Annotated in this window: 19 protein-coding genes and 2 pseudogenes; 12 read left to right on the top strand and 9 right to left on the bottom strand. The window is 62.8% G+C overall.

From position 1 onward, the window contains the following. Positions 1-86: 86 nt before the first annotated feature. Positions 87-767: a metal-dependent transcriptional regulator gene (locus K6I40_RS09650; RefSeq protein ID WP_222918816.1), complete on the top strand. Its 681-nt coding sequence runs from the start codon at positions 87-89 to the stop codon at positions 765-767. Positions 768-1066: 299 nt separating this feature from the next. Further along, positions 1067-1600 (top strand): Rrf2 family transcriptional regulator, encoded by a 534-nt coding sequence (locus K6I40_RS09645; RefSeq protein WP_222918815.1) that lies wholly within the window; start codon positions 1067-1069, stop codon positions 1598-1600. A gap of 102 nt (positions 1601-1702) precedes the next feature. On the opposite strand, the gene gyrA is transcribed toward K6I40_RS09645, so the two are convergent. From gyrA to psmA, 4 genes are all read right to left on the bottom strand, one after another. Then, complete coding sequence (gene gyrA / locus K6I40_RS09640; protein WP_222918814.1) at positions 1703-4204, bottom strand: DNA gyrase subunit A; 2502 nt, start codon at positions 4202-4204, stop codon at positions 1703-1705. 18 nt (positions 4205-4222) lie between these two features. Continuing rightward, positions 4223-6154 (bottom strand): DNA topoisomerase (ATP-hydrolyzing) subunit B, encoded by a 1932-nt coding sequence (gene gyrB, locus K6I40_RS09635; RefSeq protein ID WP_222918813.1) that lies wholly within the window; start codon positions 6152-6154, stop codon positions 4223-4225. A gap of 110 nt (positions 6155-6264) precedes the next feature. Further along, positions 6265-6981, bottom strand: coding sequence for an archaeal proteasome endopeptidase complex subunit beta (gene psmB / locus K6I40_RS09630; protein WP_222918812.1), 717 nt, complete (start codon positions 6979-6981; stop codon positions 6265-6267). Beyond that, the gene (psmA, locus tag K6I40_RS09625; protein ID WP_222918811.1) at positions 6974-7723 is read right to left on the bottom strand and encodes an archaeal proteasome endopeptidase complex subunit alpha; all 750 of its coding nucleotides are present in this window, start codon (positions 7721-7723) and stop codon (positions 6974-6976) included. The genes psmB and psmA overlap by 8 nt, the downstream gene beginning before the upstream one ends. A gap of 660 nt (positions 7724-8383) precedes the next feature. Between psmA and K6I40_RS09620 the strand changes: the two genes are divergently transcribed. The 9 genes and pseudogenes from K6I40_RS09620 (at position 8384) to K6I40_RS09580 (ending at position 20070) form a co-directional block, all read left to right on the top strand. Further along, the gene (locus K6I40_RS09620; protein WP_222918810.1) at positions 8384-9652 is read left to right on the top strand and encodes a divalent metal cation transporter; all 1269 of its coding nucleotides are present in this window, start codon (positions 8384-8386) and stop codon (positions 9650-9652) included. A gap of 268 nt (positions 9653-9920) precedes the next feature. After that, on the top strand, positions 9921-10700 hold the full coding sequence (locus K6I40_RS09615) for a sulfite exporter TauE/SafE family protein (protein ID WP_222918809.1): 780 nt from the start codon (positions 9921-9923) through the stop codon (positions 10698-10700). Between the two features lie 54 nt (positions 10701-10754). Continuing rightward, complete coding sequence (locus tag K6I40_RS09610; protein WP_222918808.1) at positions 10755-11183, top strand: universal stress protein; 429 nt, start codon at positions 10755-10757, stop codon at positions 11181-11183. A gap of 103 nt (positions 11184-11286) precedes the next feature. Further along, positions 11287-11814 (top strand): hypothetical protein, encoded by a 528-nt coding sequence (locus K6I40_RS09605; RefSeq protein WP_222918807.1) that lies wholly within the window; start codon positions 11287-11289, stop codon positions 11812-11814. 107 nt (positions 11815-11921) lie between these two features. After that, positions 11922-13180 (top strand): annotated as a pseudogene (locus K6I40_RS09600) (hypothetical protein). Continuing rightward, positions 13177-14175: a potassium channel family protein gene (locus tag K6I40_RS09595; RefSeq protein WP_222918806.1), complete on the top strand. Its 999-nt coding sequence runs from the start codon at positions 13177-13179 to the stop codon at positions 14173-14175. The pseudogene K6I40_RS09600 and the gene K6I40_RS09595 overlap by 4 nt, the downstream one beginning before the upstream one ends. Positions 14176-14286: 111 nt before the next feature. Beyond that, a complete protein-coding gene (locus K6I40_RS09590; RefSeq protein ID WP_222918805.1) occupies positions 14287-15735 on the top strand; it encodes a dihydrolipoyl dehydrogenase in 1449 nt (482 codons plus the stop codon). A 694-nt stretch (positions 15736-16429) separates the two neighbouring features. Beyond that, positions 16430-18982, top strand: a complete 2553-nt coding sequence (locus tag K6I40_RS09585; RefSeq protein ID WP_222918804.1) for a DNA topoisomerase VI subunit B — start codon at positions 16430-16432, stop codon at positions 18980-18982. After that, positions 18979-20070, top strand: a complete 1092-nt coding sequence (locus K6I40_RS09580) for a DNA topoisomerase IV subunit A (protein WP_222918803.1) — start codon at positions 18979-18981, stop codon at positions 20068-20070. The genes K6I40_RS09585 and K6I40_RS09580 overlap by 4 nt, the downstream gene beginning before the upstream one ends. Positions 20071-20454: 384 nt before the next feature. Here the strand turns inward: K6I40_RS09580 and K6I40_RS09575 are convergent, their stop codons facing one another. Next, positions 20455-21453, bottom strand: coding sequence for a zinc ribbon domain-containing protein (locus K6I40_RS09575; RefSeq protein WP_222918802.1), 999 nt, complete (start codon positions 21451-21453; stop codon positions 20455-20457). Between the two features lie 239 nt (positions 21454-21692). On the opposite strand from K6I40_RS09575, the gene K6I40_RS09570 reads away from it, so the two are divergent. Beyond that, positions 21693-21998, top strand: coding sequence for a hypothetical protein (locus tag K6I40_RS09570; protein ID WP_222918801.1), 306 nt, complete (start codon positions 21693-21695; stop codon positions 21996-21998). Between the two features lie 107 nt (positions 21999-22105). On the opposite strand, the pseudogene K6I40_RS09565 reads toward K6I40_RS09570, so the two are convergent. The 4 genes and pseudogenes from K6I40_RS09565 to K6I40_RS09550 all read right to left on the bottom strand — a co-directional run bounded on the left by K6I40_RS09565 (position 22106) and on the right by K6I40_RS09550 (position 26090). Next, positions 22106-22809 (bottom strand): annotated as a pseudogene (locus K6I40_RS09565) (MBL fold metallo-hydrolase). A 40-nt stretch (positions 22810-22849) separates the two neighbouring features. After that, entirely contained in the window at positions 22850-23587 is a 738-nt protein-coding gene (locus K6I40_RS09560; RefSeq protein WP_222918800.1) for a fumarylacetoacetate hydrolase family protein, read from the bottom strand. A gap of 201 nt (positions 23588-23788) precedes the next feature. Continuing rightward, positions 23789-24649 carry a sugar phosphate isomerase/epimerase family protein gene (locus K6I40_RS09555; RefSeq protein WP_222918799.1) on the bottom strand — a complete coding sequence of 287 codons (861 nt, stop codon included), beginning with the start codon at positions 24647-24649 and terminating at the stop codon, positions 23789-23791. 526 nt (positions 24650-25175) lie between these two features. Next, positions 25176-26090: a UbiA family prenyltransferase gene (locus K6I40_RS09550; protein WP_222920328.1), complete on the bottom strand. Its 915-nt coding sequence runs from the start codon at positions 26088-26090 to the stop codon at positions 25176-25178. Positions 26091-26140 lie beyond the last annotated feature (50 nt).

Genomic DNA, 26140 nt, shown 5'->3' with positions numbered 1-26140 from the left:
CGCGGTCGCCTCGTTTGGTCATGGCGATCCAGCGCGGTCCCCCTGGCGACAGGTTTAGGGTTAGACCCGTCTAAACTCGGTACAGCATGATGCTGAGCGACGTGATGGAAGACTATCTCAAAGCGATCTACCAGCTCCAGCGCGAGACCGACGATCGGATCAAGACCTCCGAAATCGCCGACGAGCTGGACGTCACGTCGCCGACGGTCACCAGCATGCTCGACAAACTCGAGGAGCGGGAACTCGTCGACCGCGAGAAGTACCGTGGGGTGACCCTGACCGACGAGGGCGAGACCGTCGCCTTGGAAATCGTCCGCCACCACCGGTTGCTCGAAGCCTACCTCACCGAGCACCTCGATTACGACTGGTCGGAGGTCCACGCGGAGGCCGACCGGCTCGAACACCACATCAGCGAGGACTTCGAGGCGCGCGTCGCCGACGCCCTCGGCGAACCGGAGGTCGACCCACACGGGTCGCCGATTCCCAGCGCCGACCTCGAGCCTCCCACGCGGCCCGACGGGGAATCGATCGCCGCGTTCGAAGAAGGCACCGTCGTGACCGTCGCCGAGGTCGCCGACCGCGACCCGGACGTCCTCTCCTATCTCGCCGAGCACGGCGTCGAACCCGGCGTCGAACTCGAGATCCTCGAAATCGCGCCCTTCGGGATGGTGACGGCGCGCTCGAGCGAGGCCGATGAACCCGTTTCACTGCCGGAATCCGTCGCGAACCACGTCTGGGTTGCAGCACCCGCGGAACCCGAGCCATAGCCGGTACCGACTGCCGTTCCGGAAGAGCGGCACCCGCTCGGACGAGTTTGGGCCGCGGTCGCTGAGGCAGTAGAAGACGCAGCAATAAACGGGCCGACCCATTGTCCTCAAGGAGACCACAATAGGGTTCGACCCATCTCCCTCGTTTCGGGACTCGAGGGCGCGAATACGAAGACGCGACGCACTCCGCGGAGAACGAAAAGAAACACCTTCCCGTACCCGACTCAAACATCGCAATACTGGCGAAACGATCCGGCTGACCCGCCGGGTTTAAGGAATCCAAATACGAATAAATACCTATGTCATCCATTGAACTCACACCGAGCCAGAAGAAAATCCTCCGTGCGCTCACGAACCTCCACAAGGAGGCCGAAGACGCCATCAAAGGCGAGGACATCGCCGAACAGGTCGACCGCAATCCGGGGACGATCCGCAACCAGATGCAGAGTCTCAAAGCCCTCCAACTGGTAGAGGGCGTCCCAGGGCCGAAAGGCGGCTACAAACCGACGGCCGCCGCCTACGAGGCACTCGAGATCCAGCAGATGGACGAGCCCGCAGCGGTTCCGATGCAACACAAAGGCGAACCTGTCGACGACACGATTATCGAGGAGATCGACCTCTCGAGCGTCCACCATCCGGAACTCTGCCGCGCAGAGATCCACATTCAGGGCACGCTCAGCGACATTCACGAGGACGACTCCGTCACCGTCGGCCCGACGCCGCTCTCGAAACTCCTCATCGAGGGCACCGTCGACGGCAAAGACGACACGAACAACATCCTCATCCTGCGGATCGACGACATGGTCGCACCCTCCGAAGAACCGACCCACTGATCTGACGGTCGGCTTCGTTCTCCTCCTCTTCTAGCAGTTGCTGTTCGGTCGTCGAATACTCCAAAAGTCGGCCTCGAATCAGTAGTCCGAACGGTGTCTCGGTTACTCGGCTACTTCCTCGACCTCGTCGGTCGCGTCGTCGCCGTCGGTGGTCGCCACCGCCGGAATGTCGTCGACCGCAGCGACCGCGTCGCCGTCTTCGACATCCATGACGATCACGCCCATCGTGTTCCGGCCGACGGTCGAGATTTCGTCGACGCGGGTCCGGGCGATCTGGCCGCGCTCGCTCATCATCACGAGCTGATCATCGTCGTCGACCGCCTTAACGGCCGTCACGGGACCGTTTCGCTCGCCGGTCTTGATGTCGATCAGCCCCTTGCCGTACCGGGACTGGGTGCGATACTCGGAAAGCAGCGTCCGCTTCCCGTAACCGTTCTCCGTAACGGTCAGCAGTGCTTGTTCGTCGTCCTCGTCGGTCGCGACGAGTCCGGCTACGGCGTCGCCGTCTTGCAGCTTGATGCCGTTAACCCCGCGGGCGTTCCGGCCCATCGCACGGACTTCGCCCTCGTCGAAGCGGATGGTCATCCCGCCCTCGGTCGCGATGACGAGGTCCTGCGAGCCGTCGGTGACCTCGACGTCGACGAGTTCGTCGCCCTCCTCGAGGTCGGCCGCAATGATCCCTGTCGAGAGGATGTTGTCGAACTCCTCGCCGGCGGTCCGCTTGACGTAGCCGTTCCGGGTCGCCATCGTCACGAATTCGTCGGCGCCAAAGGCGTCGGTGTCGACGATGGCCGTGATGTCTTCGCCGGGGTCGAGATCGAGGATGTTGACCGCCGACTTCCCGCGGGCCGTACGGCCCATCTCGGGGATTTCGTAGGTCTTGAGCCGGTAGACCTCGCCCTGATTAGTGAAACAGAGCAGATAGTCGTGAGTATTGGCCCGGAAGACCGTTGAGACGCGGTCATCCTCTTTGACGTCCGCGCCGATGATGCCCTTGCCGCCCCGACCCTGGGGGTCGAAGCCGTCGATGGGCATCCGCTTGACGTAGTCGTCTTCCGTCATGACGACGAACACCTCTTCCTCGGGGATGAGATCCTCGTGCGTGACCGTTCCCTGATCTTCGATGATCGAGGTGCGGCGGTCGTCGGCGTACTCCTCCTTGATCTCGCGAAGTTCGTCCTTGATCACCGAGAGGAGTTCCGACTCGCTCTCGAGGATCGTGGACAGGCGCTCGATTTCGGCCTGAACCTCCTCGTATTCGTCTTCGATCTCGGCGGCCTCCATCGAGGTGAGACTACCGAGTTGCATCCGAACGATGTGGGCAGCCTGATCCTCGGAGAAGTCGTAGGCCTCCCGCAGCGCCGCTTTCGCGGCCGAGCGGTCCTCACTGTTGCGGATCAGTTCGACGACGTTCTCGGCGTTCTCGACGGCTGTCAGCCGGCCCTCAAGGATGTGGGCGCGGTCCTCAGCCTCCTCGAGATCGTACTCGCTGCGCCGACGGACGACCTCGCGGCGGTGGGAAATGTACTCCGCAAGGGTCTCCTTGAGCGAGAGCACTCGCGGCTGGCCATCGACCAGTGCGAGGTTGATGACGCCGAACGTTCGCTCTAAGTGATTCTCGAGCAGTTTGTTCTTAACGACCTCAGCGTTCGCGCCACGTTTGAGCTCGACGACGACGCGGACACCGTTGCGGTCGGACTCGTCGCGCAGGTCGGAGATGCCCTCGATTTCGCCCTCGTTGACGTCCTCGGCAATGCGCTCGACGAGGCGAGCCTTATTGGCCTGGAAGGGAAGTTCGGTGATGACGATCCGCTCGCGGTTCGATTTCCACTCCTCGACCTCGAACTCGGCGCGGACGCGGATGCGGCCGCGACCGGTCTTGTACGCCGAGTAGATGGCGTCTCGGCCGACGATGTTCGCACCGGTTGGGAAGTCCGGCCCCTTGACGTGTTCCATCAGGTCGTCGACAGTCGCGTCGGGGTCGTCGATCAGTTCGATCGTCGCGTCAATGACCTCGCCGAGGTTGTGTGGCGGGATATTCGTCGACATCCCGACCGCGATCCCCGAGGACCCATTCACGAGGAGATTCGGAAACGCCGCCGGGAGCACGTCGGGCTCTTGCAGGCGGTCGTCGTAGTTCGCCGAGAAGTCGACCGTATCCTTGTCGATGTCCTCGAGTAACTCCTCAGCGACGGGGGCCATCCGCGCCTCAGTGTATCGGGGCGCAGCAGCCGGGTCACCGTCCATCGAGCCGAAGTTCCCCTGGCCGTCGATCAGCGGATACCGCATCGAGAAGTCCTGGGCCAGCCGGACTAGGGTATCGTAGATCGCACTGTCGCCGTGGGGGTGGTAGTCACCCATCGTCTCCCCGACGATCGAGGAGGACTTCCGGTGACTCGAGCCGCTCGAGACGCCCATTTCGTGCATCGCGTAGAGGATGCGCCGGTGGACGGGTTTGAGCCCGTCGCGGGCGTCGGGAAGGGCGCGACCGGCGATGACGCTCATCGCGTAGTCGATGTAACTCTGCTCCATCTCGTTTTCGATACGGACGTTTTCGACTGACCGTGCCTCTACGTCCGTCGGATCGGGTACGTCTGAACTCATGTCGCTATATATTCTATATTATATGTCGATCCACTCGGCTTCCGGCGCGTGGTCCTTGATGAACTGCTTGCGGGGTTCGACGGCGTCGCCCATCAGGACGGAGAACATCTTGTCCGCCGCGGCCGCGTCCTCGATCGTTATCTGTTTGAGGATGCGGTTGTCGGGGTTCATCGTCGTCTCCCAGAGTTGTTCGGGGTTCATCTCGCCGAGTCCCTTGAACCGCTGGACCTGCGAGGGGTTGCCGTCGCACTTCTCCGCAACGATCTCGTCGCGTTCGGCTTCCGTCATCGCGTCGTAGGTCTCGCCACGATACCGGATGCGGTACAGCGGCGGCTGGGTTGCGTAGACGTAGCCGCCCTCGAGCAGTGGCCGCATGTGTCGGTAGAAGAACGTCAACAGGAGCGTCCGGATGTGTGCCCCGTCAACGTCGGCGTCGGTCGCCATGATGATCTTCTTGTAGCGGACGTCCTCGACGTCGAACTCATCGCCGATCCCCGCACCGATCGCGGTGATCATGTTCCGTATCTCGTCGTTCTCGAGGATGCGATCGAGTCGGTGTTTCTCGACGTTCAGAATCTTCCCCTTGATGGGAAGAATGGCCTGGAAATCCGGGTTCCGGGCCTGTTTCGCGCTGCCACCTGCGGAGTCACCCTCCGCGATGAACAGTTCGGCCTCGTCGGGATTTTTGGTCTGGCAGTCCGCCAGTTTGCCGGGCAGGGAGGTGGAATCAAGGGCGGACTTCCGGCGGGTCAACTCCTCGGCCTTCTGGGCGGCCATGCGGGCCTTCGCAGCCTCGACGGCCTTGGCGACGATGGCCTCGGCGGTGTCGGGGTGTTCCTCGAAGTAGGTGCCGAGCCCTTCGTGCATCGCGCTCTCGACGATCCCCCGGACTTCCGAGTTGCCGAGTTTGGTCTTCGTCTGGCCCTCGAACTGGGGATCGGGGTGTTTGATCGAGATGACCGCAGTGAGTCCCTCGCGGATGTCCTCGCCCGAGAGGTTGTTATCGAGGTCCGAGAGCAGGTCGTTTTCGTTGGCGTAATCGTTGACCGTTCGTGTCAACGCAGTCTTGAACCCGGTGAGGTGGGTGCCGCCCTCGCGAGTGTTGATATTGTTTGCGAAGGCGTGGATCGAGCCCTGCAGCTCCTGAGTGGCTTGCATCGCGACTTCGATCTGGATGTTCTGTTCTTCGTCCTCGAAGTAGATGATGTCGTCGTGCATCGCCGAGCGCGTCTCGTTCAGATAGTCGACGAACTCGCGGATGCCACCGTCGTACTCGTAGGTCTCGGCGACGGGCTCGCCCTCGTCGTCGTCCTTGCGCTCGTCGCGGAGCGTGATGCGGACGCCGGAGTTGAGGAAGGCGAGTTCCCGAAGCCGGTTCGACAGCGTCGAGAACGAGACGTCGCCCGTCTCGAAGATGCCAGTATCGGGCCAGAACCGGATCTGGGTTCCCGTCTCCTCGTCCGGCTCCATGTCGCGAACGTGCTCCATGTCGCCGACGGGTTCGCCGCCTTCGAAGGCGTGGCGGAAGATTCCATCGTTGCGTTTGACCTCGGCCTCCAGCCGTTCGGAAAGAGCGTTCACCACGCTCACCCCGACGCCGTGGAGGCCCCCGGAGACCTGATAGGACTTGTTGTCGAACTTGCCGCCAGCGTGGAGGACAGTCAGAATGACCTCGAGTGCAGGGCGGTCGTACTCCTCGTGTGTGTCGACGGGGATACCTCGGCCGTCGTCCGCGACGCTCACCGATCCGTCCTCGTGGATGGAGACGGTGATATCGTCACAGTGGCCGGCCAGTGCCTCGTCGATCGAGTTGTCCACCACTTCATAGACCAGATGGTGGAGTCCTCGAGAATCGGTAGAGCCGATGTACATTGCCGGTCGCTTTCGTACAGCCTCCAGGCCCTCTAAGACCTGAATCTGCCCGGCTCCGTAATCGCTTTCCTGGGACATGTAAAACCTGTTTTCGGATAGTGGTCCGGCACTAATAAAAGTCACGTGTACGCGCGCGAGCGCGAGCAGCCGAAGGTCGACAGAGCGAACGGAATACTCGTCGAAACGGCTTAGATGACCGCGTCGAAGTCGTTGTGGCCCTGGATGTCGACGCCCTCGTCCGTAATCTCGGCGAGGAAGACGCCGTTCCCGGAGCCGGTGTCGCGCTCGACGGCGCTCTTGATGGCACGAGCCGCGACCGACTGGGCTTCCTCGAGCGAAAGGTCGTCTTCGTACTCGTTCTCGAGGAGGCCGTAGGCGAGTTGCATCCCGCTGCCGGTGACGGTGTAGTCGTCAGCCATCACACCGCCGGCGGGGTCGATACTGTAGACGTGGCTGCCATCGCTATCGACACCGCCGAGGATGGGGTTGATGGCCCGGAACGGGCCGCCGCGGGCAAAGTTGCCTGCGAGCGTCGCCAGTGCTTCGATGGGCATCGGCTCGCCACGACGCGACTCATAGAGGTTGACCTCGGAGCGTAGCGTTCGGATGAACGACTGTGCGCCGCCGACCGAGCCGACGAGCGTGAGCGCTCCCGTGGGGTGGATTTGCTCGACCTTCTGGACGTCCTTGTTCGAAACGAATCGCCCGCCGAGGCTGGCGCGCATGTCCGTCGCGATGACGACGCCCTCGTCGGTCGTGATGCCGATGGTCGTCGTCCCGGTCTTGTTGACGGTGTCTCCGTGGTCGTCGCCTTGACTGCCGTTGGGGAGCGAACCCAGTTCGGGTTCGTACGGCGACGGGTCGTCGTTCCCCTGCGGGGTCGTCCCCTGATTCCAGTTATTCATCGGTCTCCTCCGCTTCCGGGTGATCGATCTCCGCGACGATCGACTCGAGACGGTCGGTCTTGACCGATCGGAACGATTCGTCGTCGGTCGTGACCGTCGCGACATCGACATCCCCGGCGTCGACGACCTCGTCCTCAGCGGCGCTGAGTGCACTCAGCGCGACTTCGATACCGCCGTCGACGTCGAGATCTTCGCGGTAGTGCTCCTCGAGGTAGCCCTGGATAGTGTCGCGGTCGCCGCCGATGGCGGCCGCCTTCCACTCGTAGTCCGTTCCCGAGGGGTCGGTCTCGAACAGTTTCGGCTCGCCGTCGTCGATGCCGCCGACGAGGAGGGCGACGCCGAACGGGCGGGCACCGCCAGTCTGGGTGTACTCTTGGATGTGGTCAGTGACCGCTCGCGTCAGTGTCTCGACGCCGATCTGCTGGCCGTAGCGGAGCTGTTCGCCCTGTGCGCGGCGACGGGCGAGATCGACGAGCTGGCGGGCGTCGGCGACGTGGCCGGCGCTCGCAACGCCGACGTGGTCGTCAGCCTTGTGGATCTTCTCGACGCTCTCGCGTTCCATGAGCGGCGAGTTGACCTGCCGATTGGCAGCGAGGACGACGCCGTCGGGCGTGCGGAGACCGACGCTTGCGGTTCCTCGCTTGACAGCCTCGCGGGCGTACTCGACCTGATAGAGGCGTCCGTCCGGGGAGAAAATGGTGATCCCCCGGTCGTATGCCTGCTGATTGGATTGTCCTTGCATATATTTCGGTCTTCACCTCTGGTAAGGGATAGAAATATATAGGCCTTCTTCTGAAGGCAACTTCGTCTGCAGCGGTTCGTTCGGTTCGAACCTCCAAGAATGTGGTGCCGGCACGTTCGAAAGCGCGGAATCACGGAGCAGGCGTTCGGAGTCGGCAGAGAGTCGTCGTTCGGGGAGCGGAGTCGCTCGAGTGATGTTGATTCACCCCGTGTAGGCTCTTGTTGTTCGTTCGCGCATACCCGGCAACGGGGCCCTCGCTTGCAGTTCGCGTATTGCGGTCCGGTAAACACTGTATTACTCGAACCAGCTATCTAAAGGGCTGTCTGCCATCTCAAGCTTTCTGCTCAAACGAGTCCCAGTCCTTGCATCTGGTACAGAATTCCGTACAAGAGTAAACAGGTGACAGCATCCCAGCTGAACTGCCTCGAGACCCACACGTCTGCGGGCTCGAAGGGCCGAGACACCTATGCTTTTCGGGAAACTACCTCACATGGAAGAACACAGTACCGCATTGGCCGTTCCTGTCGAAAAGGCGAAAGAAACCATTCATCAATACGGGCTCGGGCCCCCCTTTGCGGTGACTATTTTCGGAGCCGAGCCAGTCTACATTCTGACGCAATCGGGTGTCACCTCCGAATTCGCGGATCGGGGTGATCGTGCATGAGCGAACAATCAGCGTCGGCGTCGACATCCACTTCGACGTTCGTCGACGCTATTCCCGGCGGCCAAACGATACACGGAGCGCTCTACAGGTACGGGTTGGGTATTATGTTCGCTGCCAACGTGTTCGGTGCTGGGTCGGTGTACATCCTCGCCGACACGGGTGCGAACTTCGCATTCTCTCTGCTGTGGGTGCTCCCGCTCGCGTTCCTCATCGATATCGCACTGCACGACATGAGTGCGCGACTCGCCGTCGCCGACGAACCCCTCGCCGACTATATCGTTGATGTCCTGCCAATCGGAGGGCGGACGCTCCTCGTCGGGGTTTCACTAATGTCTGCGCTATGGGCCGTGTCGAATTACGCCGTCGCCGGAGCGGCGCTCGCCTGGCTCGTTCCGTTCTTCGACAACGTGCTCGTCGGCATCGTACTCGCGGCCGGGTTCGGCATCGCCATCGTGCAGATGAAGGTCTACGATCGGATCGAAGCGGTGATCGCCGTGATGGTGTTCTCCGTATTCGGTTCGTACGGCCTGCTCCTCGCGGGGCTCGATGTTCCGTGGCAGTCGGTTGCAGCCGGGCTCAAACCGGCACTGGCGACCGATATCGGCTACCTCACTGCAGTCATCGCCCTGCTGGGGACGACGGTCTACTGGCCGAACTTCTTCATCCAGTCGAGCATCCAGCCGACGAAAGAGTGGACGGACATCTGGGATTACCGCCGGGACAACGCCGCCGGAATTGCGACGACGCTCACCATCGGAAGCTTCGTGATGATCGTCTCGGCGATCACCCTCTCCGAGGGAACCATGACGCTGACGGGACCTGGTGTCCCGCTCGCAGAGATTATCGGCCAAAGCGCACTCGTCCTGTTCATGATCGCGGTGCTCTGTGCGACGATCACATCGGCGACCGGGACGCTGTTCGGTGCCGGGTTCATCGTTCCGCAGTCGCTCGGACGACACACGGTCTTCGGCGACACCGCATTCCGGCGAACAGTCATCGCACTGATTGTCCTTTCGGCGGCGACTGCGCTCCCGATGCTGCTCTACACGGGCTTCGGTCCCGTCGAGATGGCCATCATCATGCCCGCCGTCAACGGCGCGATCGGGCTCCCGGTAACCGTCTTCGCGCTCATCGGAGCTGTGAACAAGTACTACGACATCGATTGGTACGAGAACGTCGGGTTCTTGGCCGCTGGACTCGTCCTGCTGGTCGGGAGTCTCATGACGGTCCAGTCGCTCTACGAGACGATCGTTACTATCCTCTAATCGGGCCGGACGCGGTATCTGGCTCCCGAACGCATGATTCCACATTTTGGCTGTCCGAACCAACAGTGATCAGCGTTGGCTGAACGCCGTCCCTGTCCACTACACAGGAACTGAACTCGGTCGGTGGCCGAGATCGTGACCGTCCGGACTGCGTTTTCGATTCCGGATGACAGTGATTCAGGATCTGATTGATAGCTGACCGGAGAGGTTCGAAATCAGAAGAGTTAGTTCGAGCGCAACGGACTACTGAATAACTCGTCTAATATGAATGCTTGAGCTGCCCTTCGAACCTTCGCTAGTCCTGTTGCTCGTCTCGATCGCCTTCTTCTCGGGGATCGGTATCACCACCATCGGCCCGGGCGGCATCTTCGTGACGATCGCGCTTTACTCGCTGACGCCGCTGGCCTCGAATGAGGTTGCCGGCACTGCCCACGCGACGTTCGTGGTTACCGGACTCGTCGGCAGCGCCGCCTACCTCCACTCCGGGGAGATGAACACCGGCGAGAGCCGTGCAATCGCGATCATCCTCAGCGGCTCGAGCGTCATCGGTGCCCTCGTTGGCGCATACGTGAACACCGTCGTTCCGCGCTCCGTGTTCGGATTCCTGCTCGGCGGCGTCTCGATGGCCGTCGGCGGGATTATCCTCTACCGGGAACGCCGGGGCTTTAGCCCGGTCTACGACCTCGAGCCCTTGACTCGATCCGGCCGAATCGTATTGGCGACGCTCGGGTTCGTCCTCGGAATCTGCAGCGGCCTGCTGGGGATTGGCGGCCCCGTACTGGCCGTTCCCGCGCTGGTGCTCGTCGGTGTCCCAATGTTGCTCGCTATCGCCGTCGCGCAGGTCCAGTCAATCTTCATCGCGACGTTCGCGGCCTCGGGCTACTTCCTCCAGGGGAACGTCCTGATTCCGCTCGCGGTCGTCATTGGGACGCCGCTCTTGTTCGGCGTCGTCGTCGGTTGGCGAGTCGCTCACGCCATCGATCCCGAGAAGCTGAAGGCCATGTTGGGGGTCGTTCTGCTAGGCGTCGGTCCCTATCTCGCCCTCTGACAGTCCTGATTGGAACCAGACTGAAGGTCACGGGTGTTGACTTCCAGATATCCCATGCCACCGCGGATCCTAATTCCATTCGACGACTCCGAGCCCGCCAACGACGCCCTCGAGTACGCGTTCGACCTGTTTCCCGACGGCGAGTTCGTCGTCCTGGTCGTCGTCGATACCACGTCGCTGCCGTACATCCCGAACACCGCCGACGACACCGAACCCAGCGACGAGACGCGGGAACTCCTGGCCGAGGCCGAGGAGGTGCTGTCAACGGCCGAAGCCATCGGCGACGAGCGCGGAATCGCCGTCGAAACGCGTACCCAAATGGGAACCCCGGCCCAGGAAATCCTCGAGTACACCGAGTCGGAATCGATCGACCACGTCGTCATCGGCAGCCACGGCCGGTCGGGTATCACGCGGATCCTGCTCGGCAGTGTCGCGGAAGTCGTCGTCAGACACTCATCGGTGCCGGTCACGGTCGTTCGGTGATGGCGCTGTCGTGACGGGGCCGCCCCGATTCCTCCTCGTTGCCCTGCAATCACGGGCAGCGGACTCTTCCCGCCGAGGGGCTGACCTCGAGTTGAGAGTCACGATGAGCGATTACGACGGCACCGAGAACCCCGAGACACCCTGGCGTGGCGACGAAGACGGCGCATCAGAGCACGACGGTCGCGGGGACGAGGAACTGACCGGCCGCGACAGAACGCCACACGAACCCAATTCGGCCGAACGGGGGACGTGGATCGCCGCGGTCGTGGGCCTGCTCGGACTTGTTCTGCTCGCCGAGGCTGTCGTCCTCGAGCTCGCCGCGAGTCAGTTCTGGAACGACGTCCTCGTCGGAGCGACGCTGCTCCTCGCCGGTGCATACAATTACTTCCGCCGGTCGAACCGCGAGTTCGGAAGTCTCGGCGTCGCCTCGCTCGTCGCCCTCCTCGGACTGTGGCTCGCCGCTACCCCGTTCCTGCTCGGTACCGGATTGGGCGTCACGGAGACGACGAGCGATATCGGTGTCTGGATCGATATCGTCGTCGGCCTGGTCGCGTTCGGGCTCGGTTCCTACAGCGCCTACACGATCCGTACCCGACGTCGGCAGGTAGATGTTCGACGCACGGCGACCTAATTCGCCACTCCCGTCCGACAGCCAGAGCGCGGCGGTCGTCTCTGCGGTCCTGAAAGTGGCATACTCCGGCACAATCCACTTATCCTGTGTTCTGGTACAGTGGTCCGATGCTTCCGCTCGTCGCGCTAGTGCTCGCTCTCGTCGGTGGCGTGGTGGTTCTCGAGGTCGTGTCGTATCGGGCGCTCGAACGGATCCCCTCGGTCGCGACCGAGGAATTCCCCGAAATCGACCGGGAGCTATTGGGGAAGTTCAGCAGCTTCGATCCCGAACTGGGCTGGTGCCCCCAACCGAACCGGGAGAAACAGAAGGATACGGGCGATCACCTCCCCGGGGAGGAACTCCGCAGCGTCGTCACGTACTCGACGGACGAGTACGCGAGTCGGGTCTGTCCCGCGAGGGAGCGTGACTCCGACGCCGATATCACCGTCTCGACCTACGGCGACTCCTACTGCTTTTGCCGGGAGGTCAACAACGACGAGACCTTCCAGAACTACCTCGCCCAGGAGCTCGATACCCACGTCGCAAACTACGGTGGCGGCAACTACGGGCTCGATCAGGCGCTCATGCGACTCAAACGACAGTACCCCGAGGACCCGACTGACCACGTCTTCATGGTCGTCACCGCCTCCTCGATCGCCCGCATCTTGAGCGTCTGGAAACACTACCAGGAGTTCGGCAACATCCTCGCCGTCAAACCCCGGTACGTGCTGGAAGACGGCGATCTCGAGCGCGTCGAGAGCCCCGTCGACGAGAAGGAGGAGTTGCTCGACCTCAAGTCGAAGGCCGACTTCCTGCGGGAGTACGACTTCCATTACGAGCACTGGTTCAAGCCGCACTTCGCGTCGCGACCCTACACCACTGATTTCTCGAGAAGGATGAACACGTCCGGTACGCGGCGTATACGGCCGGGAAGGAACTCGAGCGCCGTCTCGGACGGCCGATTCCAGGGATCGACTTCGACCTAGAACAGACCCAGTCGGCGCTGCGGTTAGAACAGCCTCGTGTCCGATACCACGAGCGGTTGTTCGAGACCCATGAGTACCTTTTCGACGCGCTCATTCAGGAGTTCGTCGACTACGCGAACGAGCAGGACTTCGAGCCGACCTTCGTGATGGTCCAACAGCTCCGGTACGCGACGTACGAATCCGAACACGGGCCGATCTACGGTGACCTGATGGAGCGACTCGACGACCGATACGACGAGCTGACGACGATCGATATGGCTACGCATCTCTCGCCCGACGACGGCGATGTCGAATCGCTGTACGTCGAACGCGGGGAGGGCGGCCACTACAGCCCCGAGACCAACGCGGAAATCGCGCAGGTGCTGGCGGACGTCATCGAAGAGCGGGCAGTCGTCGAATGAATCCGTTTTATCTCGTCGCCGGGATCGTCATTCTCGTCGCTGCGGTCGTGGACATCCTCTGGACGACCCTCTGGGTCGACGGCGGCTCCGGTCCCGTTTCTGGTCGGCTCACGACTGCTGTCTGGCACAGTCTTCGGACCGCAAGCGGGGAGCACAACAAAGCGCTCAGTATCACCGGTCCGCTCATTCTCGTCCTCACACTCGCGATGTGGATCGGCCTCATCTGGCTCGGGTGGACGCTAATCTTCGCCAGCTACCCGTCTTCCCTTATCAGTACGCGCACTGGCGCAGTCGCCGACTGGTCGGGGCGGTTCTACTACGTCGCCTACACGATGTTCACGGACGGCAACGGCGATTACACGCCGCTGGGCGACGTCTGGGAGATCGCCAGCGCGTTCACGACGGCCTCCGGAATGGCCTTCGTCACGCTCGGCGTCTCCTACATTCTCACCGTTCTCGGAGCCGTCTCCGATAAACGCTCCTTCGCCAGTACTGTCACGGGACTGGGAGAGCGAAGCGAAGCGTTCGTCCGAACGGGCTGGACCGGTGATGACTTTCAGGGCCTCGATCTGGCCCTCGAGTCGCTCGCGTCGGATCTGAGCCTGCTGGCCGAGCAGCACAAGTCCTATCCGATTCTGCACTACTACCACAGTGAGCGGGCCGATCGAGCCTCCGCCGTGGCCGTTCCCATCTTCGACGAATCGCTCGCGCTCTTTCAGTACGGCGTTCCGGACGACTACAGTCCCGATCCCGCGATCATCGAGAACGGCCGCTCGAGCGCCCAGAGCTACCTCGAGACGCTCGACGCCGCGTTCATCGAGCCGGCCGACGAGGTGCCACCGTCGCCGGACCTCGCTCGACTCCGCGAGGACGACATTCCGACCGTCTCCGACGACGAGTTCGAAGACGCGCTCGAGGACCTGACCGAGCGCCGCCAGCACCTGCTCGGTATCGTCCGAGGTGACGCGTGGGAGTGGCCGCCGGCCGAGGAGTGAACCGATCGTCCGCTCCCTGAATCAGTTTTCGACTACATCCCGGGAGTATTCAGTTCAGTTTCTAAGGAAACGCAGAACGGCATTCATTGCGCTCCGGAACCAGTACTATCTATGGAGGAGTACGACTTTCTCGTCATCGGTTCCGGCTCCGGGCTCGACGTGGCGAACGCGGCGGCGAATCAGGGCCAGTCGGTCGCGGTCGTCGAGAAGGGACGGCTCGGCGGCACCTGTCTCAACCGCGGGTGTATTCCCTCGAAGAAGCTGCTGTACCACGCCGACGTGATGGAGACGATCCAGCGTGCCGACGAGTTCGGGATCGGCACGACGGTGAACGACGTTCGGTTCGCCGACATCGTTCAGGAGGTCACCGAGGACGTCCACGGCAGTTCGGACTCGATCGAACGCGGACTCGCGTCGTCGGACCGGATCGACCTGTATCGGGCGGAAGGCCGATTCGTCGACGACCGGATGCTCGAGTTCTCCGGCGGGGAACGGGATGGTGAGCGCCTCGCTGCGGACACCATCCTTGTCGCGGCGGGGACGCGCCCGGCGATCCCGCCCATTGACGGCATCGAGACCGTCGACTATCTCACCAGCAGGGAGGCCCTCCAGTTGCAGGCTCCGCCGGACCACCTCGTCATCGTCGGCGGCGGCTACATCGCCGCCGAACTGGGGCAGTTCTTCGGGACGTTCGGAAGCGACGTGTCGATCGTCGGTCGGCGACCGAATCTACTCCCCGATACCGACGAGGAATTGGCCGCCGCGTTCACGGAACGCTACGCTGACCGGTTCGACGTGTATACCGGCTACGAGGCCACCGCAGCCATGCAGTCCGGAGATTCGATCACCGTCGAGGCGCGCCCCTTCCCGGAACCGGACGATGACGCGGCGAGCGGCGTCGACACCGTCTCCGTGACCGGCGACGAACTGCTCGTCGCGGCCGGCAGGGTCCCGAATACGGACACGCTGAACGTCGAGGCCACCGGTATCGGAACTGACGCGGCCGGATTCGTTGAGACCGACGAGTACCTGCGGACGACCGCCGAGGGCGTCTGGGCGCTCGGCGATATCGTCGGCGAGTACCTGCTCAAACACAACGCGAATCACGAAGCGCGAGCCGTCGCGCGGAACCTGTTCGGCGACAACCCCGAGCCGGTCGACTACTCCGCGATGCCCTTCGCGGTCTTCGCCTCGCCAGAGGTCGCCGGCGTCGGCCTCACCGAGCAGGAACTGCGCGCCACCGACCGCGAGTACGCCAAACGAACCTACCGCTACGAGGAGACGGCCCGCGGCAGCGCGATGCACGCCGAGGGATTCGTCAAACCGATTATCGACCTCGAGGGCGAAATTCTGGGCTGTCATATCATCGGTCCCGAGGCCTCGGACCTGATCCAGGAGGTCGTCGTCGCGATGACGGCCGGCTCCGGGACGGTCCAGGACATCCGGCAGTCGGTCCATATCCATCCCGCGCTCTCCGAAGTTGTCCAGCGCGCGTTCTCCGGACAGTTCACTCGCGGCGGTGGTCATGGGCATGGCCACGATCACGAGCACAGCCACTGAACGCGGACTCGAGCGGGTCGGGGACTCACTTTTGGGCCGCTTTCACGATCGTTCGGCTTACCGAAATCTCGCAGCAGGCGGCGGTTTGAGCCCGTTGCACAGCGATACCGGCCGCCTCGTCAACGGCCTTGAGGCAGCCAGGAAGTTCGCCGAGAACCAACGACGAGCTGGAACACATCTTCGACGGTCGAAAATCACCGCGATTTTCGAGGGACCCAGAACGCATAGCGTTCCGGTGACGGTGCCGGGACGCAGTGGATCCCGAAACTGGAAGACGAGACCACAACTACCATACTGTCGGACAGAAGTCACTGCAGATTCGATCGCGAAAGATCGTCCGTCGACTGTGGAGACGGACGAATTCACTGATTGATTCAACAAGTTCTGTCTGACAGTACACGACCGCTATCAGTCCGCCAGCGACGAGGCCGCCGCCTGCGACTACTGTGCCGGCGCGTTCGGCGTCAAGGAAACGATCGACGACGTCAGCGTCGTTGCCATCGACGACAACGACAGCCACCCAAGCGTCCGCTCGCTGGCTGACGTCGACAACCGGATTATTAGCTTCTAATCGGGGGTTAGAACCCGCTGGCTGCCAGTCACATGCACATCGAACCGTCACGGAACGGGGTGCGGAATCACTTTCACTCCGGTAGCACACACCTTTTAGCCTCCCCGTTAGTAAGGGAAGACGATGACGTCGTTCCAGTCGACACTCGGTGACGAAGCGGGGATCGCCGAGGAGCTGGCAGAAAGCCAGCAGTCGATCTCCATCGCCGAGTTCTTCGAGAAGAACAAGCACATGCTCGGCTTCGACAGCGGCGCTCGAGGCCTTGTCACGGCCGTCAAGGAGGCCGTTGACAACGCCTTAGACGCCGCCGAGGAGTCGGGTATTCTCCCGGACATTTATGTCGAGATTCAGGAAGCCGGCGACTACTACCGCCTGATCGTCGAGGACAACGGTCCGGGACTCACGAAAGAAACACTCCCGAAGGTTTTCGGGAAACTCCTCTACGGCTCTCGCTTTCACGCACGCGAACAATCTCGCGGGCAACAGGGGATCGGAATCTCTGCTGCGGTTCTCTATGCCCAGTTGACCAGCGGGAAACCCGCCAAGATTACCAGTCGAACCCAAGGCTCGAGCGAGGCCGAGTACTTCGAGCTCATCGTCGACACCGACAGTAACGAGCCCGAGATTAGCGTCGAGGAGAAGACTACGTGGGACCGCCCCCACGGGACGCGCATCGAACTCGAGATGGAAGCCAACATGCGCGCACGTCAGCAGCTCCACGACTATATCAAACACACGGCGGTCGTCAACCCCCACGCTCGCCTCGAGTTGCGCGAGCCACAGGAACACTTCAAGTTCGAGCGCGCGACCGACCAGCTCCCCGAGGAGACTGAGGAGATCCGGCCCCATCCCCACGGCGTCGAACTCGGCACCGTGATGAAGATGCTGACGGCGACGGACTCCCAGACGGTCTCGGGATTCGTCCAGGAGGAGTTCACCCGCGTCGGGAAGAAGACCGCTGACTCAATCATCAACGAGTTCCGCGACCGTTACTACGGCCGCGAGATGCGCTGGCGACCGCCGGCGAACCACGAGGAGAGCGCGGAGCCACGCTCCGCGGCTAACTCGAGCGGGCGACGCCCGCGAGAGGATATCGACCTCCACGCCGCAGTCGAGAACGCGACGGCGAACAAAGGCCCCGATGCGACGGCGGCGTTTGCCGAGGCCATCGCCGACACAGTCACCGACTACGACCGCGTTGCACACTCCGAGCTGCTCGAGGCCGTCGAATCGGCCGCCGACGCGGTCGAGGACGACCACGGAACGACGTTCGGCGACACCGTCCGCGAAAACGCTGTCGAAGCGGTCTGGCTCGAGCTGATCGACGCTGTCGAGGCAGCGGGCGATGCCGCGGCTGACACAGTCGGCAGCGAAGACGAGGCAGAGACCGAACCGGTGGTTGAGGGCGACTCGCGGCTGGTCACCGACCTCTATGCCCTTACGGACGAGGCGACGAGCACCCGCAAGGACGACGAGGTCATTCACGCCTTCGCCGACCGACTCGCGGCCAAGTTCGAGGACGAACATGCGGACGAGAACGTCCGTCACCGGCTCACCCACAAGGAACTTCGGACATACGTTAACCGGGCCGCCGATCTGACTGAGGAGTACGACGACGTCTCTTTCGGTGAGACGGCTCGTGAGAACGTCACCGAGGCGATCTGGGACATAATGGCCACCGTACCGGACGAGCCGCCGCTCGTTCGGGAGCTCGACGGCAACCGCGACGCGACCAGCAACCTCGTCGATGCGATGCGTGCGACTGACATCATGGCACCGCCGACGCGGTGTCTCGCGCCCATCACCGAGGACCTCATCACCGCCGGCCTCGAGAAGGAGTTCGATGCCGACTTCTATTCGTCCGCGACGCGGGACGCCGGCGTCTCCGGCGGCGATCCGTTCATCGTCGAGGCCGGGATCGCCTACGGCGGCGACCTTCCCGCCGAGGGAACCGGTGAAGTCATGCGATTCGCGAACCGGGTGCCGCTGGTCTACCAGCGCGGTGCCTGTGCGACGACGGACGTGGTCAAGTCGATCGGATGGCGTAACTACGGCCTCGACCAGCCCGGCGGCTCCGGCCTGCCGAACGGGCCGGTCGTGATCATGGTTCACGTTGCCTCGACCAACGTCCCATTCACCAGCGAATCGAAAGACGCCGTCGCAAACGTTCCCGAAATCGAAGACGAGATCGAACTCGCCATTCGGGAGGCGGCCCGCGACCTCAAGAGCTACCTCAACAAGCGCCGGTCGATGCAAAAGCGCCGGAAGAAACAGAACGTCCTCGGGAAGATTCTCCCGGAGATGGCCACGAAGGTCGCCGAAGTCACCGACCGCGAGGAGCCCGACATCGACGATGCGATCGCGCGAATCATGAACAACGTCCTGGTCGAGCGCCACACGGAGCAAAACGGCGACGGAACAGCCGTCTCCGTCGTCGTCGAGAACAACTCGAGCACGAACGAATCGCTCGAGATCACCGACATCGTCTCGGCCGAGCCTACCGACCTCTCCGACAGCGCGACCGTCGTCGAAATGGACGGTGAGTGGTTCGTCAAGTGGGAACCAGAGGTCTCGAGCGACGACGAGGCAGCCCTCGAGTACGAGGTGCCGGACGACGCAACGCTCGATTTGGACGTCAAAGGCGTCGAAAGCGAGAAATTAACGGTGAAACAATGAGCACGGACGACACCCAGCAGGCACAAGAGCAGTTGATCGATCTCGCGGCACAGTTCTACGACCAGTTCGAACTGGGCGAGATCCCCCACATGTCCGTGCCGACGCGGACGAAGAACAACATCGAGTACGACGAAGAGATGGACGTCTGGGTCTACGGCGACCGCGAATCTACCCGGTCGGCCAACTCCGTCCGCGGCGCACGCAAGCTTCTGAAGGCGATCTACACCATCGAGTTCCTGTCGGACCAGCTCGAGGAGGACCGCTCGTCGACCCTGCGTGAACTCTACTACCTCTCGGAGAGCTGGGACAATGACGAGGCCCAGTTCAACGATCAGGACGAGTCGAACAGCATGGTCGAGGACTTAGAAATCGTCTCGGGGATCACCCGCGAGGACTTCCACATGCGCCCCGAGGAGTCGGGTGCGACGATCATGGGACCGCTCCACCTCCGCGAACAGACCCGCCGCGGCGAGCGCGAGATCCACTGTCAGGAGGATGTCGGTGAAGGTGGCTACCAGATTCCGAACAACCCCGATACGATCGAGTTCCTCGGCAGCGATGCCGACTTCATCCTCGCAGTGGAGACTGGTGGGATGCGCGACCGGCTGGTCGAGAACGGGTTCGACGACGAGTACAACGCCCTGATCGTGCACCTCAAGGGTCAGCCCGCACGCGCGACTCGCCGGATTACCAAGCGGCTTCACGACGAACTCGATCTTCCCGTTACTGTCTTTACAGACGGTGACCCGTGGTCGTATCGAATCTACGGCTCCGTCGCCTACGGCTCGATCAAGTCCGCCCATCTCTCGGAGTACCTCGCGACCCCCGAGGCGGACTTCATCGGCATCCAGCCCGCCGATATCGTCGAGTACGAACTGCCGACCGACCCGCTCGCGGACTCGGATATCAACGCCCTCGAGAGCGAACTCGAGGATCCGCGCTTCCAGACCGACTACTGGGAGGAACAGATCGAACTGCAACTCGATCTCGGGAAGAAATCCGAACAGCAGTCACTGGCGTCTCACGGTCTAGACTTCGTGACGGACACCTATCTCCCCGAACGTCTCAGTGAGATGGGTGTCCTCTAGACACCCACCGAGCCGCCGTTTGGGAAGATGATGCCGGAGCGATTGGACGACATGGGCGTACTGTAGCGAACCCATGCACCCTCGTCGGGTTTGCTGGTCAGTGGCGAACTGTCATCGCGATACGTATTCGCGATACGTACAGGCAGACGCGGATCGGATCGGATCGGATAGCGGCGATTTCTCGGTGTAGAAAGAAAAGTGGAATCCATCGACCGTCGATAGAACCACCTCTTCCCCGTCGTCAGGTACGTTGTTAGTAGCCGATGCCGAGTTGGGTGGAGATCGCCTCGTCGTTCTCGAGTTCGTCAACGGTTTCCCGAATCCGCCGTTTCCTACTCGACTCTGCATAAGAACAGTGGCGTATAGCTTGTAAGTAAGACGCTATTAGGGCTGTTCCGATTCCGGCTCCTGGTCCGGCCTCGACCCCGTCGATGACTCGTCGACCGTCGGTTCCATGATCGCCGTGCGATCGGTCGCACCGGTCGCGGCAGACTCCGCGTTCGCACACTGTCGGCAGTAATAGTTTCGTCCGTCGGTGGCGGTCACCGGCACGCCGAGCACGCAAAACTCTGCGCGGTAGGTCCGCTCGAGTCCACGGTCGATGGGGCCGGCACACGCGGCACACGGGGTTTCGGGGGCAACGACTGTTCGTTCGTCCACCGTGTGTGTCCGCCCGTTCGTCAGCACCGAGTGGCGGGCCTCGAGGCGGCGACTGACCGATGGGAGAACGCTCGTTCCTGCGACTGCGAGGATGAGTCCGAGCGCCACCAAGATGAGACTCACCGCCGATAGTCCCAGTTGGACGCCGAGCGCGATGGTCATCGTCGCCAGCAGCCACCCGACGACTGCGGTCGCCCGCGGACGGAGTTTCGACGCAGCGGTGGCGTCGTCGGATTCATTGCTGTGGACCTGCTCCGCTCGCACGACCATCCGCTCGGCATCGTCGAAATATCGGTACGCGCCGTAGAGGACGTTCCCCATCCCCATCGTCCACCAGACGGTGATCAGTGCGACCAACAGGTGATCGTCCACGCCACCGAACGTCCGTCGGATCATCACGGCGTGATCGCCGAAGTCGTGCTCGAGTTGCCAGCCCTCTCGGGAGGCGGCGGCGATTCGATATTCGAGTCGGTTGCGGTCCGTCGTTCCGGTCGCGGTGCGGTCGGTCGTCCTTTCTGTGTCGCGGCTCGTGTCCGTTCGCGGTCGGCTTTCGGAACCCGACCGCGACGTCGACGCTGAACGCGACCGCCCGCTCGAGCGGACGGCCGTCGCGCCACAGTTCGGACAGTAGTTCACCGACGGCTCGAGTGGCTCACCGCAGTCAGTGCAGTACAGCGGCCCGGTTCGGCCGTGACCCCGACGTCGAGGACGGTCACCGCGCATACTCGACCGTCGTCGACTGCGACACTAACTCTTTGGAGATGTCGGGATTCTAACTCCAGTGGCGGGAGTCACGGAGCCAGTTACCTGTCACGCTCCGCGTCGACCGTCTCGAGATACCGAGGGACCGAACATTGCCACATTCACTGCCGTCGAATCAGGGACTGCAGACCGACGTGCCCTGTGACTGCAGGTACAACCTGTTCCCGTCTGTGGCGGGTTCTATCCGCTAGACTGGTGATATGGCGAACGACAACGACAGCGAACGGCCGTTGCACAGTGATCCGGACGAGGAGGCGATAGACCAGCCGACGACCACCAACGCACAGGAGGCCGACGAGGCCGCGTGGATGATGAAAGAGGGTATCACAATCGGCCTCATCGCCATCGGTGCCATGGTGATACTTGGCCTAGGCCTCCTGCAATGGACGGGTCTCGTCGACCTCTTTGCGCCAATCGCGGACACCGGGCTCGGACAGTGGGCGGCGTTCGCAGTACTGGTACTCATCGGTCTTGCGGTATTCGCCTGGTCGCGAATGGGCGTTTGATTCCGACTCGAGGCGGTATCCAGGACTCCGGCACATACCTGTGATCGCCGCGGCGATCAAGTCCGTCCTCAAGAGCCACACCACGTTCGGCGCGTCCGTCTCCTTGTTTACCCGTCGAGAGCGACCGGAATACCGCGTCTCGCGACGTCGACGACGAACGCGTCCTCGTCAGTTTCGATCTCGGGGACGGTATCGTAGTGAACCGGGACCACGAGGTCGGGTTCGATTCGCTCGGCCAGCGATGCGGCCTCGCGACGATCCATCGTACATGTCCCCCCGATCGGCGGGAGAAAGCAATCGGCATTCGTGGCGTCATGAACCGGGAGGACGTCGGTATCGCCGGGCCAGAACGCGGTGATGCCGTCGATCGTGACGCCGAAGCCACACCCCGTCCCTCGAGGTGATAGGGTGTTCCGTTGTCGTCCGTATGGGGTCCGTCGGGATCGTTGTACGCCGGCGTCGTGAACAGATCGAGCGGCCCGAGGACGAACGATTCGTCCGCGCGGACGCGTTCGACCTCGAACGGCAGGTCTACTGGTCGTTCGTCGACGCCGTCGATCTCGCTTGCGTCGACCGCCTCGTGGACGACGACCAGCGCATCCTCGCGAGCGACCCGTCGAATCGACTCGGGGTCGTAGTGATGGCCGTGACTGACGAGAATCAGATCCCCATCTCGAGGTTCGCGACCATCCAATATGCCGTACTCCTCGGGACCGGGGTCCATATAAATGACAGCGCCGGTTTGGCCCTCGAGTCGGATCGTCGCGAGACCGAACCAGTCGAGGGTCACCGCGTCGAATCGGACAGTCATTGGTGTCTCGTTTCTCGAGCGGGCTGAAAAGGATTCGACCTTAGGGGAGTCGGATCGAGTGCTCGAGCGTGCCGACGCCTTCGACTTCGATTTCGATCTCGTCGCCGTCGGAAAGTGGGCCGACGCCCTCGGGCGTTCCGGTCGCGATCACGTCGCCAGGTTCTAAGGTGAGGTAGGTCGTGATCTCGGCGATCAGTTCGGGGATCGAGAAGATGAGTTGCTCGCGAGAGCCGTCCTGCTTGAGTTCGCCGTTGACCCGCGATCGGACGAACGCGTCGTCGGGTACCTCGTCGGGGGTCGCAAGCACCGGTCCCACCGGCGCGGCCCCGTCGAACGCCTTGCCGCGAATCCAGTTCTGTTCCTGATTCTGGTCCTCGCGATTCGACACGTCGTTGAGGCAGGTAAAGCCCTCGACGACGTCCATCGCGTCGGCTTCGGGGACGTGGCGACACTGCTCGCCGATGACGACGCCGAGTTCGGCCTCGTAGTCGATCCGATCTTTCCCGGCCGGCGCGGTGACGGTGTCGCCGTGACCCGCGAGCGCGTTCGGCGGCTTCAGGAAGAGCAGCGGTCGGTCGGGCAGGTCCGACCCCATCTCGTCGGCGTGGTCGGCGTAGTTGCGTCCGATACAGACGATCTTCGAGGGTTCCGAGGGCGGGAGGACGTCGATATCGTCATCCTCGAGCGCGTAGCTCTCGTTCGCGAAGTGAACCATCTCGTTCTCGTACTCGCCGCGGCGGGCTGCACCGGCCGGGTCGCGAAAGCGGACGTATTTCATGCTCGGTGGAATGGTCGCAGGGGGTAAAAAGGATTGAGAAGGCGGTTAGTTCAGGGGTGTTCGAAACGTCAGTGACCGCAGGACAGTGGCCAGCGCGGTGGACGGGGCGCAGGACAACGTCGATCGGTGACCTCTAGCACCCACTGAAACGATTTACACGCTGATCGCACGGCTATCGTGCGATCAGGTGTGCAATGGCTTTCAGTGGCTACTAGAAACGTACGCCTCGAGTGCCTCGTAGGCCTCCCGTGCCGCCCAGTCGGGTTCGTCGGGATAGGTGTAGAGTTCCAGCGTGGCGAAGCCGTCGTAGCCGATGTCCGCGAGCGCGTTGAAGATTTCACGAAACTCGAGGTCGCCCTCGCCGGGGATCCGGTGGTAGTGTTTCCCCCGGCGGCCGCCGACGATGTCCTCGAGGTGGACGCCCGTGATGGAGCCGGCGCTGGCGCGGATGCTCTCCGCGACGTCCTCGCCGTAGACGGCGGCATGTCCGACATCGAGATTGATGCCGAGCGAGTCCCGACCGATTTCATCGATCAACTCGAGTACCTCCTCAGTGTTCTCGATCAGCAGTTCGGGTTCGAACTCGATGCCGACCTCGATATCGCGCGCCTCGGCGTAGTCGAGGATTTCGTGGAGCGACCCGCGAAGATAGTCGTGGGCTTCCTCGGGCATCGTTCCCGGTAGCGGGCGGCCGGTCGCCAGGCAGACTGCCGGCGAGTCGACCGCCTCCGCGAGGTCGATCGCCCGCTTCGTGTACTCGACGCGCCACTCGCGGGCCTCGTCGTCGGCACGGATCACGCTCGGTTCGAAGAAGGCCGACGGCGGCGCGTCGTCGTAGTACCCCATCGCCGTATTCGCATTGATATTCGAGACGGCGAGACCGGTCTCCTCGAGGGCCTTGAGGACGGCGTCGCGGTCGTCGTCGTCGAATTCGGGGAAGTAGGCGTGGGGCTCATCACCGAGAAGTTCGACGCCGGCATAGCCGTGGTCGGCGATCCGGCGAATTGCGTCAGGGAGATCATATTGCGTGTACGCGTTCGTCGAGAAGGCGAGTTCGACCATCGATCTGGACCTCGTACACCGAAGTGCCACTAATTCATTGGCCCGTCACTCTCGAACGAGGGGCAGAAACTGCTCGAAATCGTCGAGTCGGTGAGAGCATCGGACGATACCATGGGTACCTACGTGCCCTCCGTGCGGTGGCGCGCGCTGGGCTGCGGTGAGTCGATGACCGAACCCAGAGTAGGGAGTTTTCTCGTTTTCTCTGGTATTGCATGATTAGAATGCGAACAGAGCTGTCCCGCTTACGCGGCAACTAGGACACCAGACCCTCTCCACCCGATTTCTCCTCACGGGCGCTGTGGGACGGTGAAACCGTCGTCTCACGGGTGCGTCGCATCCGTTCGACTGCTCGCAGAACCCTGGTTCCGCGCTAACGCTCACGCCTAACGGCGCTCGCTCATCCACGGGAAGACGCGTCGCGTCTTCCACGCGCCTTCGCACACATGTTCGCGAAGGCCTCGCACGAGACTGTCGGCCACCCTTGCTGTCACTCGGTCGGCTGCCAGCGCGCCACCCCTCTTGGGAGTCATGTCACGTCGAAGATGCGAGCGAGGCCGACCGCCGGTACGAAGAAGACGCCAGCAGCGAGCCCCCAGCGAACACCGACGGCGGCGGCAAAGGTCGCATCGAGCAAGACGAGCCCGAGGACGCATGCGCCGACCGCTGGACCGATGGTACCCGGCACCGGATCGGCGTACGTGGCTCGCAGGGGACGCTCAACCCACCAGCAGAACGCGGCGGCGAACATGATCGCGACTATCGTTTCGAGCGTGGCCGGATCGACGCTCGCGAGGAACCAGCCGACGGCGAGCACCGCCGCGATCGCACCTGCGGTGGCGACCGCGACGGCACCCCGATTGCTGCCCTCGGTTTCTCGAGCCGCCATGGCCGTGACGGCAGCGATATAGCCGGTGATGACGGCGGGAACGGCGAGCAACTGAATCGGCGACTCGAGTATCACACCCCCGGCCGCGGTCGTGCCCAGGACGACGTTCAGCCCGCGCGTCGTCCCCATCGCGAGGAAGCCGGCGGCGGTCCCTTTCAGGAGGCCGTCGTAGACGACGATCGCGACGGCGACCAGCCCGGCGGCGACGGCGGCCGGTCCGCCCGCAACGGCGAACGCGATTCCCACGGCGGCGAACAAGAGCGCGAATCCGAACCCGAACGCGCCGCGCCGAGAGACGCGACCGGACGGAATCGGACGCTCGGGCCGCTCTCGAGCATCGATCGGAGCATCGAAGGCGTCGTTGAGTGTCGTTCCCCCAGCATAGAGGCAGACGGAGGCGGTCGCGAGCCCGGCAACAGTGCTCGGAACCGGATCAGCACCGGTGATAGTCACCAACGCGGCCCCGAGGATCACGTCCGGTGGCGCAGTAAAGAGGTTCGGCGCGCGGACCAGTTCTGCGAACGCACCGAGGGTCGGCCCGCGATCGTTCTCCATCCCGGGTTCGCTCACGGTATCGACCGTATCCGCGTTCTCGGTTCGATCCG

Origin of the sequence: Natrinema sp. SYSU A 869, assembly GCF_019879105.1 — an archaeon.
Classification (GTDB): domain Archaea; phylum Halobacteriota; class Halobacteria; order Halobacteriales; family Natrialbaceae; genus Natrinema.
The sequence above is the reverse complement of the archived record's forward strand: the minus strand, read 5'-3'. Positions and strand labels throughout refer to the sequence as shown.

Excerpts from the sequence above, each read along its gene's own strand:
- K6I40_RS09650 (WP_222918816.1), top strand. The coding sequence starts at position 87 with ATGATGCTGAGCGACGTGATGGAAGACTATCTCAAAGCGATCTACCAG.
- K6I40_RS09645 (WP_222918815.1), top strand. The coding sequence starts at position 1,067 with ATGTCATCCATTGAACTCACACCGAGCCAGAAGAAAATCCTCCGTGCG.
- gyrA (WP_222918814.1), bottom strand. The coding sequence starts at position 4,204 with ATGAGTTCAGACGTACCCGATCCGACGGACGTAGAGGCACGGTCAGTC.
- gyrB (WP_222918813.1), bottom strand. The coding sequence starts at position 6,154 with ATGTCCCAGGAAAGCGATTACGGAGCCGGGCAGATTCAGGTCTTAGAG.
- psmB (WP_222918812.1), bottom strand. The coding sequence starts at position 6,981 with ATGAATAACTGGAATCAGGGGACGACCCCGCAGGGGAACGACGACCCG.
- psmA (WP_222918811.1), bottom strand. The coding sequence starts at position 7,723 with ATGCAAGGACAATCCAATCAGCAGGCATACGACCGGGGGATCACCATT.
- K6I40_RS09620 (WP_222918810.1), top strand. The coding sequence starts at position 8,384 with ATGAGCGAACAATCAGCGTCGGCGTCGACATCCACTTCGACGTTCGTC.
- K6I40_RS09615 (WP_222918809.1), top strand. The coding sequence starts at position 9,921 with ATGCTTGAGCTGCCCTTCGAACCTTCGCTAGTCCTGTTGCTCGTCTCG.
- K6I40_RS09610 (WP_222918808.1), top strand. The coding sequence starts at position 10,755 with ATGCCACCGCGGATCCTAATTCCATTCGACGACTCCGAGCCCGCCAAC.
- K6I40_RS09605 (WP_222918807.1), top strand. The coding sequence starts at position 11,287 with ATGAGCGATTACGACGGCACCGAGAACCCCGAGACACCCTGGCGTGGC.
- K6I40_RS09595 (WP_222918806.1), top strand. The coding sequence starts at position 13,177 with ATGAATCCGTTTTATCTCGTCGCCGGGATCGTCATTCTCGTCGCTGCG.
- K6I40_RS09590 (WP_222918805.1), top strand. The coding sequence starts at position 14,287 with ATGGAGGAGTACGACTTTCTCGTCATCGGTTCCGGCTCCGGGCTCGAC.
- K6I40_RS09585 (WP_222918804.1), top strand. The coding sequence starts at position 16,430 with ATGACGTCGTTCCAGTCGACACTCGGTGACGAAGCGGGGATCGCCGAG.
- K6I40_RS09580 (WP_222918803.1), top strand. The coding sequence starts at position 18,979 with ATGAGCACGGACGACACCCAGCAGGCACAAGAGCAGTTGATCGATCTC.
- K6I40_RS09575 (WP_222918802.1), bottom strand. The coding sequence starts at position 21,453 with ATGCGCGGTGACCGTCCTCGACGTCGGGGTCACGGCCGAACCGGGCCG.
- K6I40_RS09570 (WP_222918801.1), top strand. The coding sequence starts at position 21,693 with ATGGCGAACGACAACGACAGCGAACGGCCGTTGCACAGTGATCCGGAC.
- K6I40_RS09560 (WP_222918800.1), bottom strand. The coding sequence starts at position 23,587 with ATGAAATACGTCCGCTTTCGCGACCCGGCCGGTGCAGCCCGCCGCGGC.
- K6I40_RS09555 (WP_222918799.1), bottom strand. The coding sequence starts at position 24,649 with ATGGTCGAACTCGCCTTCTCGACGAACGCGTACACGCAATATGATCTC.
- K6I40_RS09550 (WP_222920328.1), bottom strand. The coding sequence starts at position 26,090 with ATGGAGAACGATCGCGGGCCGACCCTCGGTGCGTTCGCAGAACTGGTC.